Source organism: Anabaena sp. UHCC 0451 (assembly GCF_034931405.1).
Classification (GTDB): domain Bacteria; phylum Cyanobacteriota; class Cyanobacteriia; order Cyanobacteriales; family Nostocaceae; genus RDYJ01.
This window is the reverse complement of the sequence record NZ_JAYGHA010000002.1, coordinates 231,046-247,955: the sequence shown is the minus strand read 5'-3', so window position 1 is coordinate 247,955 and position 16,910 is coordinate 231,046. Positions and strand designations below refer to the sequence as shown.

Sequence of the window (16,910 nt, the reverse complement as noted above, 5' to 3'; positions counted from 1 at the left end):
TTCAGAACAGCCAGCCACATAAGTTATATCAATTTGAGGATTGACTGATTCTGGTGATTAGGTATCTATTAGGTGATATTGAATAGCTACTTTATTTAATATCATTGAGCATTAAATTGTCAAAATTATCTTGTAGATTTACTGAAAATGGTTTACAATATTCCTAATTATAAGGAGTTGATATAATGACATTTAAAAAACAGCAACTATTTTATAAAAAATTAATTACAACCTTATTAACAATAGGAGGAATATTTACCTCTTCACATCTCAGAGTATTAGCCGAACTCAAACCAGATAATACATTAGGTGCAGAAAAATCAGTTGTTACCAAAATCAACGACTTAAAAGACATTATTAATGGTGGTGCTGCTAGAGGTAGTAATTTATTTCACAGCTTTGAAAAATTCAATGTTGGTGAAAATAGAAGTGTGTATTTTGCTAACCCTACAGGAATTGAAAATATATTAACTCGTGTCACTGGTGATAATGTTTCAAATATTTTCGGAACATTAGGAGTAGAAGGAACAGCAAATTTATTTTTAATTAATCCCAATGGGATATTTTTTGGTAAAGATGCCGTTTTAGATATTCGTGGTTCATTTACAGCTACAACTGCGGATGGAATTAAATTAGGTGAAAATGGGTTATTTAGTGCGACTGCACCAGCGACAAGTAATTTATTGAGTGTACAACTGGGGGCATTATTTGTTAATGCGTTAAAAAATCAGCAAGCAAAGATAGAAAATCAAGGTAATTTAATCACGGGTACAGATTTAATATTTTTTAGCAGCAATATTAACAGTCGTGGGATTCTATCTGCACCTCATGGCAAGATAGAACTAACATCTACAGTTGGAGATGTAGAAGTTAATGATTTAACTGCACAGTCCGCTATAGTAACAGCGAATCAAAATCTTAACTATGAAAAGATTGCAATTGTTGCTGATGAAAATGCTGAAATTCCTGCTATTAATCCCATCTTATCATTAACAGCAGAAAAACAGATGACAGGTACAGGAAATATTACGACTACAGCACCGGGATTATTAGTAAATTTGCAAGCGAGAGGCAATATTAACATCAAAGATATTAGTAGCAAAGGTGGAGATATTAATATCACCAGTGAAGATGGAGATATTATCACAGGAATACTGGATACTACCTATGCTACTCCCCAAACTACCACCATAGATATTGATCACGGTGGGACATTAACAATAATAATTAATCCCTATGAAGACATATACGGTGAGACAGGTCTAATTAATCCTGATGAAGACATATACGGTGGTAATTTTACCTTCACTAGCAATCTCACCGACCCCATCACGGAAGTTAAAGTGAGACTTTCAGCTAGTAATGTTCTCAGTAATTCAAATGTTAGTTTATCCTCACCCGCAGAATATGTAAGTTTAAATTTGATTGATTCAACGGGAAATAATCTCGTCAATTTTCAAGATACCCTACTCGCTGATAGTGCTTCTACTCCTATTTCATCGGGTTCTACTCCCTTTAACGGCACATTTCAACCTAGTAATCCATTAGCTCAACTTAATAAGCGTAACCCCAATGGTAGTTGGGACTTATCTATATCTAGTCATAACAACTCTCATACTACAACGACTGTGTATAAAGCTGGAGACACCGCCCCTTGGGGAATAGCAACTGGTACACAGTTAATTATCACTACCTCTCGTAGTCTTGGTGCTGGAGGAAATGTCAACCTCAAGGCTGGAGGTAAAATTTCGACAAGTGACATCAATTCATCTAGCAGTATTAATGCTGGGTTGATAAATCTAAATGCCATTCATGATATTACTACGGGTAATATTAACGCCTCTTCTATGTCAGGAAATGGGGGTGCAATCTCCCTTAAAACCACTCAAGGCCATATCTCTACTCAATCCTTAGACTCCTCCTCACATTCATATTCAGGTACAGCAGGAAATGGGGGTGCGATTTCTCTCACTGCTGATGGCAATATTACTACACAAAATCTAAACTCCTCCTCAGAGTCATTCTTACTTGGTCGTAAAGCAAATGGTGGAGCAATTTTCCTTTTTGCTGGCGGTGATATATCTACACACAACTTAGAATCTTTTTCATATTCTGGAGGAAAAGGAGGAAATATAAACTTAAATGCCACTGATGGCTCTATTTATACATATAACCTTAATTCATTCTCACAATCTTTTGAATCCTCAGTAGATGATGGAGGTAATATAAATCTTACTGCTGTTAATGGCTCTATCTCTACACAAAACATTAACTCTTATTCATATTCATATTTTCACACAGGTGGAAATGGAGGAAACATTAACTTGACAGCCACTGGTGGCAATATCACTACAGAAAATATAGTATCTTATTCACGTTTTGAAGGCAAAGGAGGAGATATAAACTTGACTGCCATTGGTGGTGATATTTCTACCCAAGATATAGAATCATACTCATCTTCACGTTATGCCAAAGGAGAAGATAGTGGAAGTATTTATCTTACCACTGATGGTAATATTTATACAGAAAACATTAACTCCTACTCATATTCTTACAAAGGAGAAAATGGTGGGAAAATTTCTCTGAATGCAGGTGGAAATATCAAAACAAAAAATATTAACTCCTCTTCGCTTTCAATCCAAGGAAGAGCAGGGAATGGAGGAGATATTTATCTGACTTCTGGTGGTGATATTACCACACAAAACATAGATTCATACTCACGCTCATACTATAATTTTAACTCTCCATCATTTTCATATTTAAGAACAGCAGGTAGTGGCGGAGATATTTTTCTGACTTCCTATGGTAGTAATATCTTTACTCAGTCCCTTAAATCAGACTCAATTACATACTTAGGAAAAGCGGGTAATGGCGGAGCAATTTCCCTAACTGTCCCCGGTGGTGATATTAATGGAATCAAAGATGAATTTAGCCAAGAATTTCCTAGTTTTTATTCCTTATCTATTTCCGAAAATGGAACTTCAGGAAAAGGTGGTGATGTTGCATTAGTAGCTAAAAATAATATTACAAATTTGGAAATTTTAACTCTTTCTTCTTCCTCCAAATCTGGAGATGTTCAAGTTCAAGGTTTTGATAATTTATCTGTAAAAAATACTAAGATTACCACTAGTAACACAGTAACATTTGATTTTTTTGGGGAAAAAATTATCTTAGATGTTAGTGACGTTGGTCAATCAGGAAATGTCAATTTCACCAGCACAGGTAATCTCATTTTTCAAGGTAGTCGCATAGAAAGTGACACCAGAGGCAGTGACCCCGCAGGAAACGTAAATATCACCAGTCCTGGTACTGTCACCTTCAATAATAGTAGTAAAATTACAAGTAACACCAGCAGCACAGGCAAAGCCGGCAATATTCAAATTAATGCTAAAAAATTAACCCTCACAAATAATTCAGAACTCTCAGCTTCCACCACAGCAGAAGGTAAAGCTGGAGACATCACCCTTGATACTCCCACCTTAACAGTAGCCAATGGCGCTGAAATCTTCGCCACAACTACAGGCACAGGTGATGGCGGTACAATCACCATCAATGCAGATAAAGCTGTTAATCTCGGTATCGGTGTTAAAGATTCTTCTCCTATCCTCTCCGTTGAAACCAGTGGTGCAGGAAAAGCCGGAAACATCATTGTGAATACTCCTAGCCTCACCGTATCTGATACCGCCCGTATTACCGCTACTGCTACAGAAACAGCTACTAATAAAGATGGCGGTGGTAGCATCACCTTAAACGCCTCAAAAATGAACCTAGCCGGTATAGTAGGTGTTTTTGCCGAAACCCAAGGACAATCACCCGCAGGAACATTACAACTCAATCCTTATGAAAATCAGAACACATTAGATTTAACCCTGTTCCCTGGTTCAATTATTTCTGCTTCCACTACTGCTAGTGGTAAAGGTGGAGATTTAATTATTACCGCACCGGAAAATATTAACATCGCTGGGCAGGGAAAATTAGCTGTTGAAAGTAAAGGAACAGGTGATGCTGGCAATATTTTAATTACCTCCCAGAACTTAAATCTGAGTGATGGTGTGAAAATATCTGCTTCCACTTCTGGAAGTGGTAAAGGCGGGAATATCATCGTCCAAGTTAAAGATAATATTACCTTAGATGGAACAGACACTGGACTATTTGCTAGTACAGAACTAGGTTCAATTGGTGATAGTGGTAGTATTGATATTGACCCCCAAACATTAACTATTAAAAATGGTGCAGGAATAGGAGTAAATAGTCAAGGAAGTGGAGAAGGTGGAGATGTTTCTGTTCAAGCTGGTAATCTGATTTTAGATAATCAAGGTTTTATTAGTGCGGAAACTGCTTCTAACCAAGGTGGAAATATAAATCTGAATATTCCAGATTTATTATTGTTTAGAAATAATAGTAAAATTACCGCAACAGCAGGAACAGGAGGAGATGGGGGAAACATCAATATTAATACTCCTTTTATTATTGCCTTTCCTAGTGAAAATAGTGATATTACTGCTAACGCTTTTCAAGGAGATGGTGGAAAAATCAACATTACAACTAACGCTATCTTTGGATTAGAATATCAACAAGAATTAACCCGCAAAAGTGATATTACTGCATCTTCTGAATTTGGTTTAGCTGGACAAGTGGAAATCAATACTCCAGATATTGATCCTACTTCTGGTTTAATAGAATTACCTGGTAATTTAGTCAATGCAGAATCACTGTTAGGTAAAGATATTTGTTCTTATGAACAACGTGCTAAAAAGAATTCTTTTACCATTATTGGTAGGGGAGGTTTACCTGCTGAAGTTGATGAATTAATTAGCAATTCTCCCGGTATGGTAGAGTGGGCTAATCGTTCAAGTAAACAAGGAATAACACCAGTTATATTAAAACAAAGAGAAGTAAATAAGCAGGAGGAAAATATTCACAATCTTGTCATTCAAGAAGCCCAGGGTTGGATGATTAATGCTGATGGTAAGGTATTTTTAACCGCAGAAACTCCAAAGGTTACGCTGCAAAATTCTGGTTTAAATCATCCTGGTTGTTATACTAATTTACGGATAAATTATCAAGCATATCCTATTACTAATTCCCAACTATTAAGTTTACCCACATCTTCAGGTGAATGATCAATAATTTGTAATTGCCAATTTCCCTTTGTTGTTAAGGAAAGTAACTGTTTGAGAACAGGATGCGATCGCACTGTATAAGTTTTTTCTAACTGAGTCTGTCTTCCTAAAGTTCGACTTTGTAATAATACTTGTTGATTATTAGGAGCAATTAAATAAACTTCTAAATCTCCTAAAAAATCGTGACTGATATTTACTGTTACTTCAATATCAGCAATAGTAACATTTTCATTAATAGCGATCGCATTTCTAATTCCTTTTTTATTATTATCAGGAATAGCAATTTGTTGCTTATTTTCAGCATTTAATTTTCTATTAACAGTTGATATCACTGTACTTAACTGTTGGGCTGTACGTACAGCTTTTGCAGCATTCACTTTACCATAACCGAACCAAATACAATGACCATTACTATCATAACTACCCCCACGTAAACCCAATTGTGGATCAGCTTCAAGATCAACAATTTTATCAGTAGTTTCTTGTAAAATGCGATTAACTTGTTGCGCCGTTAAATTAGGATTAGCTGATAAAATTAAAGCTGCTACCCCTGCAACTACGGGAGTCGCACTAGAAGTACCACCAAAGTTATTAGTAAAATTTCCAGGACTATAACCCGCTGCTCCTAGTTGGTCTGTAGTAAACATTCCCAAACCAGAAAGAGAAGTAGTAATTGTTGGTTGTGTATATACAAAACCTGTTTCTTGAAACCACATTCCTGGCGGAGCATTATTACTAGGAGCGCAAACAGAAATATTAGATCCCCAATTACTATAAGCAGCTTTTTTATTTAAACTTGTAGATGCAGAAACCGCAATTACATCTGGATGAATAGCAAAACCACTTAACCAATTTGTCTTACCTTCTAAAACATTTTTTGGCCAATTTTGCTCATTGATAGTACCACTAATCGGGCGGTTAGCATTACCAGCAGCAAAGACAATTACACATCCTTTACCATTTCTTCCTTGGGTAGCAGCGCGAGTCATAGCTGCCTTTTGACGCAAAGATAAAGGGAAATAAACAGCAGATGCTCCCCAACTGCAAGAAATTACACTTGCACCATAATTAATTGCCCAATTAAATATATCCTCAATTGATTCATCATCTAAATATCCAGTGGTGCGAATTGGCATTAAAGCACAACCGGGAGCAACACCAACAATTCCCTGACCATTTTCTTCGGCTACAGCTATTCCTGCACAAGCAGTACCGTGACTAGTTTCTTTTTCACCAGGTAAAGGTAAAAAATCATTTTCTTTTAAATCTCTGGGAGCGACAACTTTACCCAGACCTTGAAAATCTGGGTGATTCAAATCAAAAGAATCATCCACAATTGCTACGACTACAGAACGCACACCACGAGTAATATCCCAAGCTTGTTCTACAGAAATATGAGAACTTCCTCCTAATTGATTACCGCTATTATGGTTGAGATACCATTGCTGAGAATAGAGAGAATCACTAGGTTTATAATGTGGTTCTTGTTGGATAAAAATATTGGGTTCAGCAGCTAAAACTTCTGTAAGTCCTTGCAACTGATTGGTAATTTTGATCGGGTTTTCCCTTGTTTGTTTACTAAGGAGAAATATAAATGTATTCGGTAGACCTAAAACTGGTTGATTTTCAATTAAGCTAAATGTAGATGCTATAGTATTAATCTTGGCAGAGTCTACCCAGGTAGCAAATTGAATTGTGATTTGATCACTTAAATAAACATAAGTACCTGGATTATCTTTAAACTTATAAACATGACTAGCAAAAGCCACCCTTTCGTCAGCCCTTGCTTGAGACATGGCCGCTTCTAACTGGCTAGGTTCAACAGTGAATAATTCTAGTTTTGCTCTAGGGATAGTGTGCCGCCAAACACTACCAGTAATCTGAGAAAATTGCTCACGAGAAAAGTTTTCCGTTGGACTGATAGTAAAGCGTTCCCAAGCTTTTTCTAAAATCAACTCCTCTCCACCACGTTGTAAAACCACTCCTTGGCTGCTTGCAGGTACACCTGTAGTTTGAGAATTAGAGGAACTAAAACTATCGCTCATCATGAATATTTGAGTGAATAATATGCAGGGTAATAGTCAATTATATAGCCATCCTAAGAGGTTGTTTGAAAAGTCTAATTTATTACAGCCTGGCGACTAGAAGTCGCGGCTATACAAACTAAACCCGCCTGCGCGGGTTAAAAATCCCATTTTTTCATTAGTCCACGGAGGTGGACTTTGCCTGTATAGTAGCGTATCCCTAACGGGAGCCGGAGGCATCTTTATATTCGCCCAAAACTTTTCAAACATCCTCTAAATCATTTATGGGAAAAACCATATCTATGAAGTTTAGGAAAGTCAAAAATTTGACAATGAATTGAAAACTCAAATACACCGATAGTTAATTATTAATAATTCATTATTGCATTCTATCAATTGTCCGATATTGAATTGCTTCTGCTACGTATTGAGGTTTAAGATTGTCATCTCCGGCTAAATCTGCAATTGTGCGTGCTACTTTGAGAATGCGATCGCTTGCTCTTGCAGATAACCCTAATTTCCTAATAGCAGCTTCTAATAAATTCCGACTAGCATCATCTAAATTACACCATGTTTGTAAATGACGACTTTGCATTTGGGCATTACATCGCAGATTTGTTTCTGATTGAAATCTATTTGTCGCAATATCCCGCGCTTTTTGCACTCTTTCTCGCACAAATTTTGATGCTTCTCCTGTTGTTGCCGTTTGAGTAATTTCCTCCGGCTTCAAGCGATTTACTGCCACTTGTAAATCAATTCTATCCATCAACGGTCCTGATAACTTTGCCCAATATTGTTCTCTTTGTCTAGGTGAACAAGTACACTGTTGAATTGTATCGCCATAATAACCACAAGGACAGGGATTTGTACTAGCAACTAAAGTAAATTGTGCAGGAAAAACCACAGATTGACGAGTACGAGAAATAGTCACATAACCATCTTCCAACGGTTGACGTAAAAACTCTAAAACATCTCTTTTAAATTCTGTTAATTCATCTAAAAATAAAATTCCTCGATGGGATAAAGATATTTCTCCAGGACGGGGAAAACTACCACCACCAACTAAAGATGGACCCGATGCAGAATGATGAGGACTACGAAAAGGTCTTTCCCGTACTAATGAACCACGATTTTTTAATAAACCAGCTACAGAATGAATGCGAGTAACTTCTAAAGATTCAGAAAATTCTAAAGGTGGTAAAATCCCTGGTAAACGTCTTGCTAACATGGTTTTACCACTTCCCGGAGGACCAACAAAAATTAAATTATGCCCTCCTGCGGCGGCAATTTCCAAAGCCCGACGTGCATGAGCTTGTCCTTTTACATCTTGCAAATCTGCTAAATTAAAAGATGTGTCTGGTAAAGTTTTTGCTGTTTCATTTAATTTTACAGGTTGGAAATTTCTAGGATTATTTAATAGATTCACCACATCAGAAATATGTTGACAACTATAAACATTTAATCCTTCTACAACAGCAGCTTCTTGAGCATTATCAACAGGAACAACTAAACCTGAAATTCCCATTTTTTCGGCAGTTGCAGCAATAGGTAAAACACCAACTACAGGACGTAAACTACCATCTAAAGAAACTTCACCTAAAAATAAAAAGTCTCCCAATAAATCAGGGTTTACCTGTTCCGAAGCCGCTAAAATTCCTACACTAATCGGTAAATCAAAAGCGGGTCCTTCTTTGCGTAAATCTGCGGGGGTGAGGTTAATTACAATCTTCCGCATGGGAAAAGCAAAACCCGCATTTTTCAATGTTGCTTTTACCCGTTCTTTAGATTCTTGAACTGCGGAATCTGGTAAACCTAAAATCACAATTCCTGGTAAACCACCGGAAACATCAACTTCCACACCCACTTTAACCGCGTCGATACCAACAATAGATGCACTCCAGACTCTAGCCAGCATTTTTGTATATGAATAAACCTTGAGAATATCAAAGCAGATTTATAGGGAAATTAACAATGAGTGAAATCACGCAATCAGGCTGTTAATAATCATAAAACAAAGAAAACATCAAGCTAAAATAATAGCAGATCAAAACTGACTATGCGCTGACTCTATGTTATCACCGATTTCCGGCTGTTCAGCTTGACAAAGCTTTGAGTGTAGCTCGCACTCGTTCCCTGACTGATGGTAAAAAACTGGTGATTGTGGAAAATTGCCACCTCAAGCAGTGGGGTGATACGGAGTTGGCAACTTTGCAACAGTTGGTGCTAGTGCCATGTCAAACTCAGAATAGCCTACAATTGGCTGCGGCTATGCGTGAAGGAAAAAGCCATCAAGTTTTGCAATTGTTGGATGATTTACTGTCTCGTTCTCAACCTTTAATGGTGATTGTCAGCACTATTTTAACGCAGTTTAGAACTTGGTTATGGGTGAAATCTGCGATGGTTTCTGGGGTGAAGAAGGATGGTGAATTAGCTCAATTGTGTAATATCAGTAATCCTCATCGTATTTACTATTTGCGTCAGGAGGTAGCAAATACAAGTATCAATGCTTTGGCTAAAGCGGTGACTATGATTTTGGATTTGGAGATGTCTATTAAGAGGGGTGCTGAGGGTAGGGATTTGTTGGTGGTGATTCTTGGTGTTTGTAGGTTGTTTCAGGTTGTTTAATTAGGAGGAAGTTGCGGGAGAATTTTGGATTTTGGATTGGATATTTAATGTCTATCTAAAAGTCTAAAATCCAAATTTAGTATCTTGCATTAGCTGAATTGTATTGCATATTTCTTTAGCACAATTTTTTAACCATCAGATTGTTTCAAATTGGCTTTCTCGGTGTGTAAGCCACATTACAAGCAAAAATGAATGTTTTTACGGATATCTTCAATAATCTGTTTGGGGTTAACCATTTATTGACTCTTTTGTCTAATTTGTGATACAAAACTCAAAATTTACTTGAGGGTCGAGATTAACTCGTTCCATCTCTAAACTTAACTACTACACACAAATGTTTTATTCCAGAAACACATCAAAAAATTTTGAGTCATCAGATGCTGATGTAAAAACAAATAATTTACTCGATAGCCAAAGTAGTAACTAATACTATGTATCCTAACTCATTATCACTCCCCCAATGGGGGATTTATAAGGGCAAAGTTCAAAAAACCCCACCATGAACACCCCCAATTACAGATTATTACTACAAAGCCTTTGGACACCACCTACCACACCCATTGCCGAAAATTCCCACCCAAATCACCATCCCCCAGAACCAACAGATATCACCGAATTTATAAGTGAATAATTACTCTGGCAACAAACAATTACCAACACAGATAAATATGTATTAAAATAGAAAGCAATAGCTAATTAAAACCTCAAAAATTATTGAATAAAAACAATGAACATTAAGCAGAATGTCTTAGAAGTTTCAGGAATAGAAATCACCAAATCTATCTTAATAGATTTACAAAAACTCTCCTCTTGCTCTGGAGAACCAATAGCATCTGTCTATGCAGATAACTTACTGCGTACCATGCGTACCATGCGTGATAAATTACCTTTTGACCCTTATACAGAAGTGGTAATGGCATTACATGATGCACTGGCATATTCTAACCGTTGGATTGACTATAGCAATCCTAAGTGATACGTGAGCGTTCAATAAGCCTCAAATGCTTATAAAATAAGAATTTTTATCTATGTATTTTCTCATGTTTGGAGTAGGACTGCTATATAATGCCAGTCAATACCATGGAGTTTGTGAATTACTTACATCTCTAGTAAATCAAGAAACAATCAACAATTCATCAGTCGAAACAGCAATTTTAACTATAGAAAACTTAGGCTTTGATACCCTACCATTCGGAGTCAAACTTGACGAAAAACTGGATATAGATAAAGACGAGGAATAATACCAAATGGATGATAAATCTATTCCTCAACACTTTCTAGATACCTCAGTTTTACGTTCTTTGCTACTAGGTAAGCAAGTCTATAAGCAGTATTTTGAATCTCAATTTACTGACCAACCGCTTTATATTTCTAATTACGTGCAGATGGAAATGAGACGCAGTTATCTAATTAATCTTATTTCCTTCTACTTTGTGCTGCGTCTAGAAACAATAAATAATATTGGCGATGCGATTCCTACGGAGCGCTTCGCTATCGCACTGTGGTCCAACAATTAATCAACCCCATTACAAACATCCTTCAGAGAGTAAAATCGTTGCCAGATGAGAATTCCTGCATTACTATTACTTTGATGAAAAAATAACTATTAGGACTTACGCAAGTATCACACCAAAAATCTGTTGTAGGGTGCGTCAGACTGCATAAATCCTGCAAATAAACAGATTGTTGACATCTGACGCACCCTACCAATGTACCAGTTGCGTAAGTCCTGATTTTCATAAAATTTAATTTTTTAAGTTTCTCAGGCTCTCATCTTAATGTACTCAGATATCTACACTGTCAACTAAAAAAGTTCTAGACTGAAAAGAAACCTATGTTGTTTTATCAGCTTGGGAGACAATGAATAATTCTACTTCTAACTTGTTCGACTTTGACGTGATAGCACCATCACCGAATCAAGATACTGATTTACTCCAACAGCTATCCTTTGTCCCTGGGTTACAAGAAATTCTCATGCTGCGTCAGGTTCACGCCCTGGAACACGCTACTGTTTGGGTTCTGGGTGAAACTATCAACATTTATTCCTCTCCCCGCAGGTCTAATAATGTCCAGTTCGATAACGAATCATTAAGCGGTTTATCCACAGAACAGGGATTTTACCTTTATGGTGATGTAAATATCAGTCATTTGCGGCGTGCGGTAACATTAGCCCAACATCGTCTCACCAACGGAGAATGGGATTTAGCCATACATCCCCGTTGCGGAACAAATTTATCTGTAGCCATGCTATTAACTGCTGGACTTGCCGTAGGTGCTTATGTAATGCTACCATTTCGACCACTTGAGCAATTAATAGGTTTAGGATTAGCAGCAACTACGGCCTCTGAACTTGCACCGGATTTAGGAGCGATCGCCCAACGTTATTTAACAACAGCTATCCCCTTTAATCTCAAAATTGAACATATTATTAAGACAAGAGATACTTGGGGAAAAGAGGCACATTTTGTGAAGGTAAAATGGCGGTAGTAAATACTATGAGAAAACTTTACTTTTTAGTTCCGGGAACAGATGGCAAATTTGCCTGTGGTGGTTTATGGGCAGAATTAAAAACAGTTAATTTGGCTCAAAATATTTGTAGTGCGGAAGTTATCACCTATCGTCAAAGAGAAAAAGATAAGCTTTTTCTTGATGACTTGCTACAAACTAAAAATTTAGATGATGTCATTTTTGTCATTAGTTGGGGATTTGATATTGCTAAACTAGCGCCTAAACTGCAAAAATACAATGTGGTTTATCATGCTCATAGTGCAGGTTATAAGTTTAGTCTTCCCTCTAGTATTCCGATTATTACAGTCAGCCGTAATACAATGGGATATTGGGGACAAAAAGCACCCAATAATTTAATTTATTATTTACCTAATCAAATCGGTGATGAATTTACAAATTTACATTTAGAAAGAGATATTGATGTTTTAGTTCAAGCACGAAAATCCTCGGAATATTTAATTAAATCCTTAATTCCGGCATTGCAAAAACATTGTAAAGTCTTTGTTGTTGACTCTTATGTTGAAGATTTACCAGGTTTATTCAACAGAGCAAAAATCTACCTCTATGACTCTGCTGAATATTGGGCGCAACAGGGAGTAAGTGAAGGTTTCGGTTTACAACCAATGGAAGCTTTAGCTTGTGGTTGTCAGGTTTTTTCTAGCGTTAATGGTGGACTTTCTGATTATTTAGATCCTGGATTTAATTGTTATAAAATTGCTGGTTATTCCCTAGAATATGATGTGCAACGTATTCTCAAAACTCTATCTTCTCCAGTTTCTTTAACTTTGTCACCAGAGATTTTAACAGAGTACAGAAAAGAGAATATTATTAAGCGATTTATGGTGATTTTAGCAGAAATAAATGATTTTTTTGACAACAAAAATAATTACTCAGCTAATATTCAAGAACTCACTAAAATGCGGTTAACAAAACTATTTATAACACGAGTATATGGGAAAATAATAAAGAAATATTTCCGCAATAAGTAAGTCGACTCTAAGAGGGTGTTTGAAAAGTCTAAATTCATACTCTCTGGGCGATTATAAAGATGCCTCCGGCTCCCGTTAGGGATACGCGGCTACACAGACAAAACCCACCTACCCTTCGGGAACGCCAGAGGCGAACGTGGGTTCAGAAGCCTTGATTTTTCATTAGTCCACGAAGGTGGACTTCGCTTGTGTAGTAGCGAATTATATTCGCCGAAAACTTTTCAAACATCCTCTAAAAAACCAAGGTATGTAATAAAATGTAAAATAACTTAAAAATCTCTCTACTCTTGTCATAACGACAATTTTCAACGCCAACCTACTTAGAAAAATTTACATCTTCATAAAGTTCTGTCATTATGCCTTCAAAGTTGATGCTGTGGAATTGAAATGATGATTCTTCTCCTGCATAAGATTGTAACACCCAAAGTCCTTGATCATTGCGTCGGAAACATTCAATTCGAGGTTTTTTTGTGTTAATTAAAACGTATTCTTGTAAGGTTTCTAAAATTTGATAGTCAGCAAATTTATCACCTCTATCAAATCCTTCAGTAGAATCAGATAAAACTTCAACTATTAAACAAGGAAATTTTTTATAACCTGCTGTTTCCCGATCACGTTGATCACAAGTTACCATCACATCAGGATAGTAGAATCTATTTAAAAATTCGATTCTGGCTTTCATATCAGAAATGTATACTCGACAACCAGACCCACGTACATGATTACGGAGTAGGGCAAATATATTACCAGCTATAGTAACGTGAGGATCAAGTGCGCCAGCCATCGCGTAGATATATCCATCAATATATTCATGTTTGACGGGGCTTTTTTCTTCCAGTGCTAAATATTCTTCTGGGGTGATGTAAATTTCGGGAGAAGCAATCATATTTTAAACCCTCAAAACCAGAGCCAATATACATCCTAGCCTAACTCATCATGTAAAAATTCAGGGGTGCTACCTGCTGAGGAATTTCACTCACAGGAGTTAGGAGTCAGGAATTCCCACTCATGAAAATCTCAATGTCATCAAATTCTGACATTATGACCCCAACTAAAGTTAAATGTTATGATTTCATGACAAAGTGATCCCCCAAGGGCTGATAAATACGTGAAATAGGCAAAAAACCGTGTTCATACCCCTTGCTCACTAGGCATGAATACCTGTTAATATTTCTTTAACAAAAACACGCCGCTGATCCCAAAGAAATGCTAATCATGGCAAAACTAGGAATCACGAGGTAGTGAATTTCCATTTAAAAACAAACTAAAACACTTATAAACTGGGCAAAACCAGAAGTCAGGAATAAGAAATTCATCTGGAATAGATGACATTTTATCAACCATTCTATAACCAGGGGAAGTCATTTACCCTTACAACTACTGGAGGCCACATTAATGGCAAAAGAACGCCCACCGCTAGAGGAGATGACATTAAGGCAACTTCGTAAAGTTGCTAGTGAGTATGGTATTTCTCGCTATAGCCGAATGCGTAAATCTCAACTGTTGGCATCAATTCAAGAAGTTCAGCACAGCAAAGTATCGCTTAGTCCATCTCGTTCACTGGAGGCACAGGAGACCGTGGAAGCAGCAAAGTTTGAATTAGGTCAGGAAGATCGTACTGGTGGTTCTCTCGCTGATGTTGATGAAGCATTAGCAGATTTACCAGGTGGTTATGGTGATAGTCGCATTGTGTTGTTACCACGTGATCCACAATGGGCTTACACATACTGGGATATTCCCAATGATCATAAAGAAGAACTGCGCCGCCAAGGTGGTCAGCAACTAGCGTTGCGGATTTATGATGTTACTGATATTAGTTTAGAAAATCAAAGTCCTCACAGCATCCAAGAATATCCAGCCGATGAACTAGCCAGAGAATGGTATTTACCCATTCCTGTGAGCGATCGCGATTATGTCATAGATATCGGTTATCGTACCCCAGATGGTGGCTGGTTGGTATTAGCTCGTTCGGCGAGAGTCCACATTCCTCCTGTCTATCCTTCCGACTGGATTGAAGATGTCTTCATCACTGTAGACTTTGAAGAAGACTTACGCGGTAAAACCAAGTATGAATTAGTTCCCCCAGCTAAGAAAATCGCTACTACTGCTGCTGGTGTAGGTGCAAATGGCAACCCCATTTACGACCAAATCTTTGGGATGGCAGAATCCGCCGAAGCTCAACGGGTTGCTGGTTCTCTCTTCGGTTCTATGCAGCACGTAGCCGGTTCTGTACGTCCAGAACAAGTTATCAGTTCCTACGTCTTCCCATCTGGTGTGGGTATGTGGGCAGTTCCTACCGCATCCGGTATCAATATGTCCGGTTTTGGTATGTCTGGTGTTGGTTTCTCAGCTTCTGCTGTACCAGTACGTCCCCGCAAATTCTGGTTAATTGCTGATGCAGAATTAATTGTATACGGTGCAACTGAACCAGATGCTACTGTAACTATTGGTGGCCGTCCTATTAAACTCAATTCAGACGGTACATTCCGTTTCCAAATGTCCTTCCAAGATGGTGTAATTGATTACCCAATTTTGGCTGTTGCTGCTGATGGTGAACAAACTCGTTCTATTCACATGAAGTTTGAACGGGAAACACCTTCTCGCAATACCAACACCAAGGATGAAGCTGTTCTGGAATGGCTTAAATAAAGTTTGATTTTAAAGTTTGATCTTTACATTACGCCATAACTGTTTTACCCGCTATAGTATTTCTGTAGCGGGTTTTTTATTTGTATAGGGAATAGGGAATAAATCGGTGTGTACTTCATTAGACTGGGAAACGCTATATAAATGATCTCATCCTGTACATCCTTTAATCCTGGTTATCCTGATTCTGACAATTACAAAACTATCACTATTTCCTCTTGATTAACAACATCAGCAGAACGAATATGTAAGGCAATTTCTGCATTAAGTTTTTTCAGAAACATCAACAATTTACCCTCGCTAAAACGCTGAAATTCACCATTCATTAAATGAGAAACTTCAGGTTGAGAAATACCCAATATTTCGCTAATCTCTCGCTGTTTTAAATTACGTTGTTTTAAAATTTTAATTACTTGTATCCCAATTTTGCCTCTAGTTAAAAGTTCATCTGCATTAGCAAAACCTAAATCTTGAAAAACATTACCACTACTTTCTATAAATGTCTTTTCTTGGTTCATTTTTCCTGTTCCCTTGTTACTGCATCTTTATAACGTTGTTTAATCAAATCAACATCAGACTGTGGGGTTTTAATTCCCTGTTTTGACTTCTTTTGAAAAGCGTGTAAAACATAAATGTTATTGCCAATTTTTACTGCATAAACACACCTGTAAGTATCTGTATCATAACGTTTCACAATTTCATATACACCACTACCTACACCTTTGAAGGGTTTTGCGTCCATTGGAGTTTCACCAGCTTGTATTAATTGTAGCGAGTAACCTATCGAACTGCGAACCTCTTCTGGAAATGAACGGACATTTTTCAGAGAGTCCCCTATCCAGACAAGGGGACGCAAAGGAATATCTATAATATCTTCCTCATTACTCATTTTATATGAAATTTACTATAATTACAAATCAGATAATATCATAAAAATTAAAACTTACAATCATCCTGTACATCCTCTAATCCTGGTTATCCTGATTCTGATAAAA

Annotated in this window: 12 protein-coding genes and 2 pseudogenes; 9 read left to right on the top strand and 5 right to left on the bottom strand. The window is 37.2% G+C overall.

Annotated features, from left to right (window positions below; genetic code table 11):
• Positions 1–185 precede the first annotated feature (185 nt).
• A complete protein-coding gene (locus VB694_RS02595; protein ID WP_323358745.1) occupies positions 186–5,123 on the top strand; it encodes a filamentous hemagglutinin N-terminal domain-containing protein in 4,938 nt (1,645 codons plus the stop codon).
• On the opposite strand, the gene VB694_RS02590 is transcribed toward VB694_RS02595, so the two are convergent.
• Complete coding sequence (locus VB694_RS02590; RefSeq protein WP_323358797.1) at positions 5,063–7,168, bottom strand: S8 family serine peptidase; 2,106 nt, start codon at positions 7,166–7,168, stop codon at positions 5,063–5,065. The genes VB694_RS02595 and VB694_RS02590 overlap by 61 nt on opposite strands.
• Positions 7,169–7,526: 358 nt before the next feature.
• Entirely contained in the window at positions 7,527–9,062 is a 1,536-nt protein-coding gene (locus VB694_RS02585; RefSeq protein WP_323358744.1) for a YifB family Mg chelatase-like AAA ATPase, read from the bottom strand.
• 194 nt (positions 9,063–9,256) lie between these two features.
• On the opposite strand from VB694_RS02585, the gene VB694_RS02580 reads away from it, so the two are divergent.
• The 7 genes and pseudogenes from VB694_RS02580 (at position 9,257) to VB694_RS02550 (ending at position 13,269) form a co-directional block, all read left to right on the top strand.
• The gene (locus VB694_RS02580) at positions 9,257–9,772 is read left to right on the top strand and encodes a hypothetical protein (protein ID WP_323358743.1); all 516 of its coding nucleotides are present in this window, start codon (positions 9,257–9,259) and stop codon (positions 9,770–9,772) included.
• A 499-nt stretch (positions 9,773–10,271) separates the two neighbouring features.
• Positions 10,272–10,403: a hypothetical protein gene (locus VB694_RS02575; protein ID WP_323358742.1), complete on the top strand. Its 132-nt coding sequence runs from the start codon at positions 10,272–10,274 to the stop codon at positions 10,401–10,403.
• Positions 10,404–10,499: 96 nt separating this feature from the next.
• Positions 10,500–10,730: pseudogene (locus VB694_RS02570) on the top strand (hypothetical protein); the annotation flags it as partial.
• 103 nt (positions 10,731–10,833) lie between these two features.
• Positions 10,834–11,013 (top strand): annotated as a pseudogene (locus tag VB694_RS02565) (hypothetical protein); the annotation flags it as partial.
• A gap of 6 nt (positions 11,014–11,019) precedes the next feature.
• A complete protein-coding gene (locus VB694_RS02560) occupies positions 11,020–11,289 on the top strand; it encodes a hypothetical protein (RefSeq protein ID WP_323358741.1) in 270 nt (89 codons plus the stop codon).
• Between the two features lie 343 nt (positions 11,290–11,632).
• Complete coding sequence (locus VB694_RS02555; protein ID WP_323358740.1) at positions 11,633–12,259, top strand: DUF6391 domain-containing protein; 627 nt, start codon at positions 11,633–11,635, stop codon at positions 12,257–12,259.
• A gap of 8 nt (positions 12,260–12,267) precedes the next feature.
• A complete protein-coding gene (locus tag VB694_RS02550) occupies positions 12,268–13,269 on the top strand; it encodes a glycosyltransferase (protein ID WP_323358796.1) in 1,002 nt (333 codons plus the stop codon).
• Between the two features lie 316 nt (positions 13,270–13,585).
• Here VB694_RS02550 and VB694_RS02545 read toward each other — a convergent pair whose 3' ends face one another.
• Positions 13,586–14,155 (bottom strand): Uma2 family endonuclease, encoded by a 570-nt coding sequence (locus VB694_RS02545; protein ID WP_323358739.1) that lies wholly within the window; start codon positions 14,153–14,155, stop codon positions 13,586–13,588.
• 509 nt (positions 14,156–14,664) lie between these two features.
• Between VB694_RS02545 and VB694_RS02540 the strand changes: the two genes are divergently transcribed.
• Positions 14,665–15,918, top strand: coding sequence for a DUF4912 domain-containing protein (locus VB694_RS02540; protein ID WP_323358738.1), 1,254 nt, complete (start codon positions 14,665–14,667; stop codon positions 15,916–15,918).
• Between the two features lie 191 nt (positions 15,919–16,109).
• Here the strand turns inward: VB694_RS02540 and VB694_RS02535 are convergent, their stop codons facing one another.
• Both VB694_RS02535 and VB694_RS02530 read right to left on the bottom strand, forming a co-directional pair.
• Complete coding sequence (locus tag VB694_RS02535; protein WP_323358737.1) at positions 16,110–16,433, bottom strand: helix-turn-helix domain-containing protein; 324 nt, start codon at positions 16,431–16,433, stop codon at positions 16,110–16,112.
• Positions 16,430–16,804, bottom strand: a complete 375-nt coding sequence (locus VB694_RS02530; RefSeq protein ID WP_323358736.1) for a type II toxin-antitoxin system RelE/ParE family toxin — start codon at positions 16,802–16,804, stop codon at positions 16,430–16,432. Before VB694_RS02530 ends, VB694_RS02535 begins: the two co-directional genes overlap by 4 nt.
• Positions 16,805–16,910 lie beyond the last annotated feature (106 nt).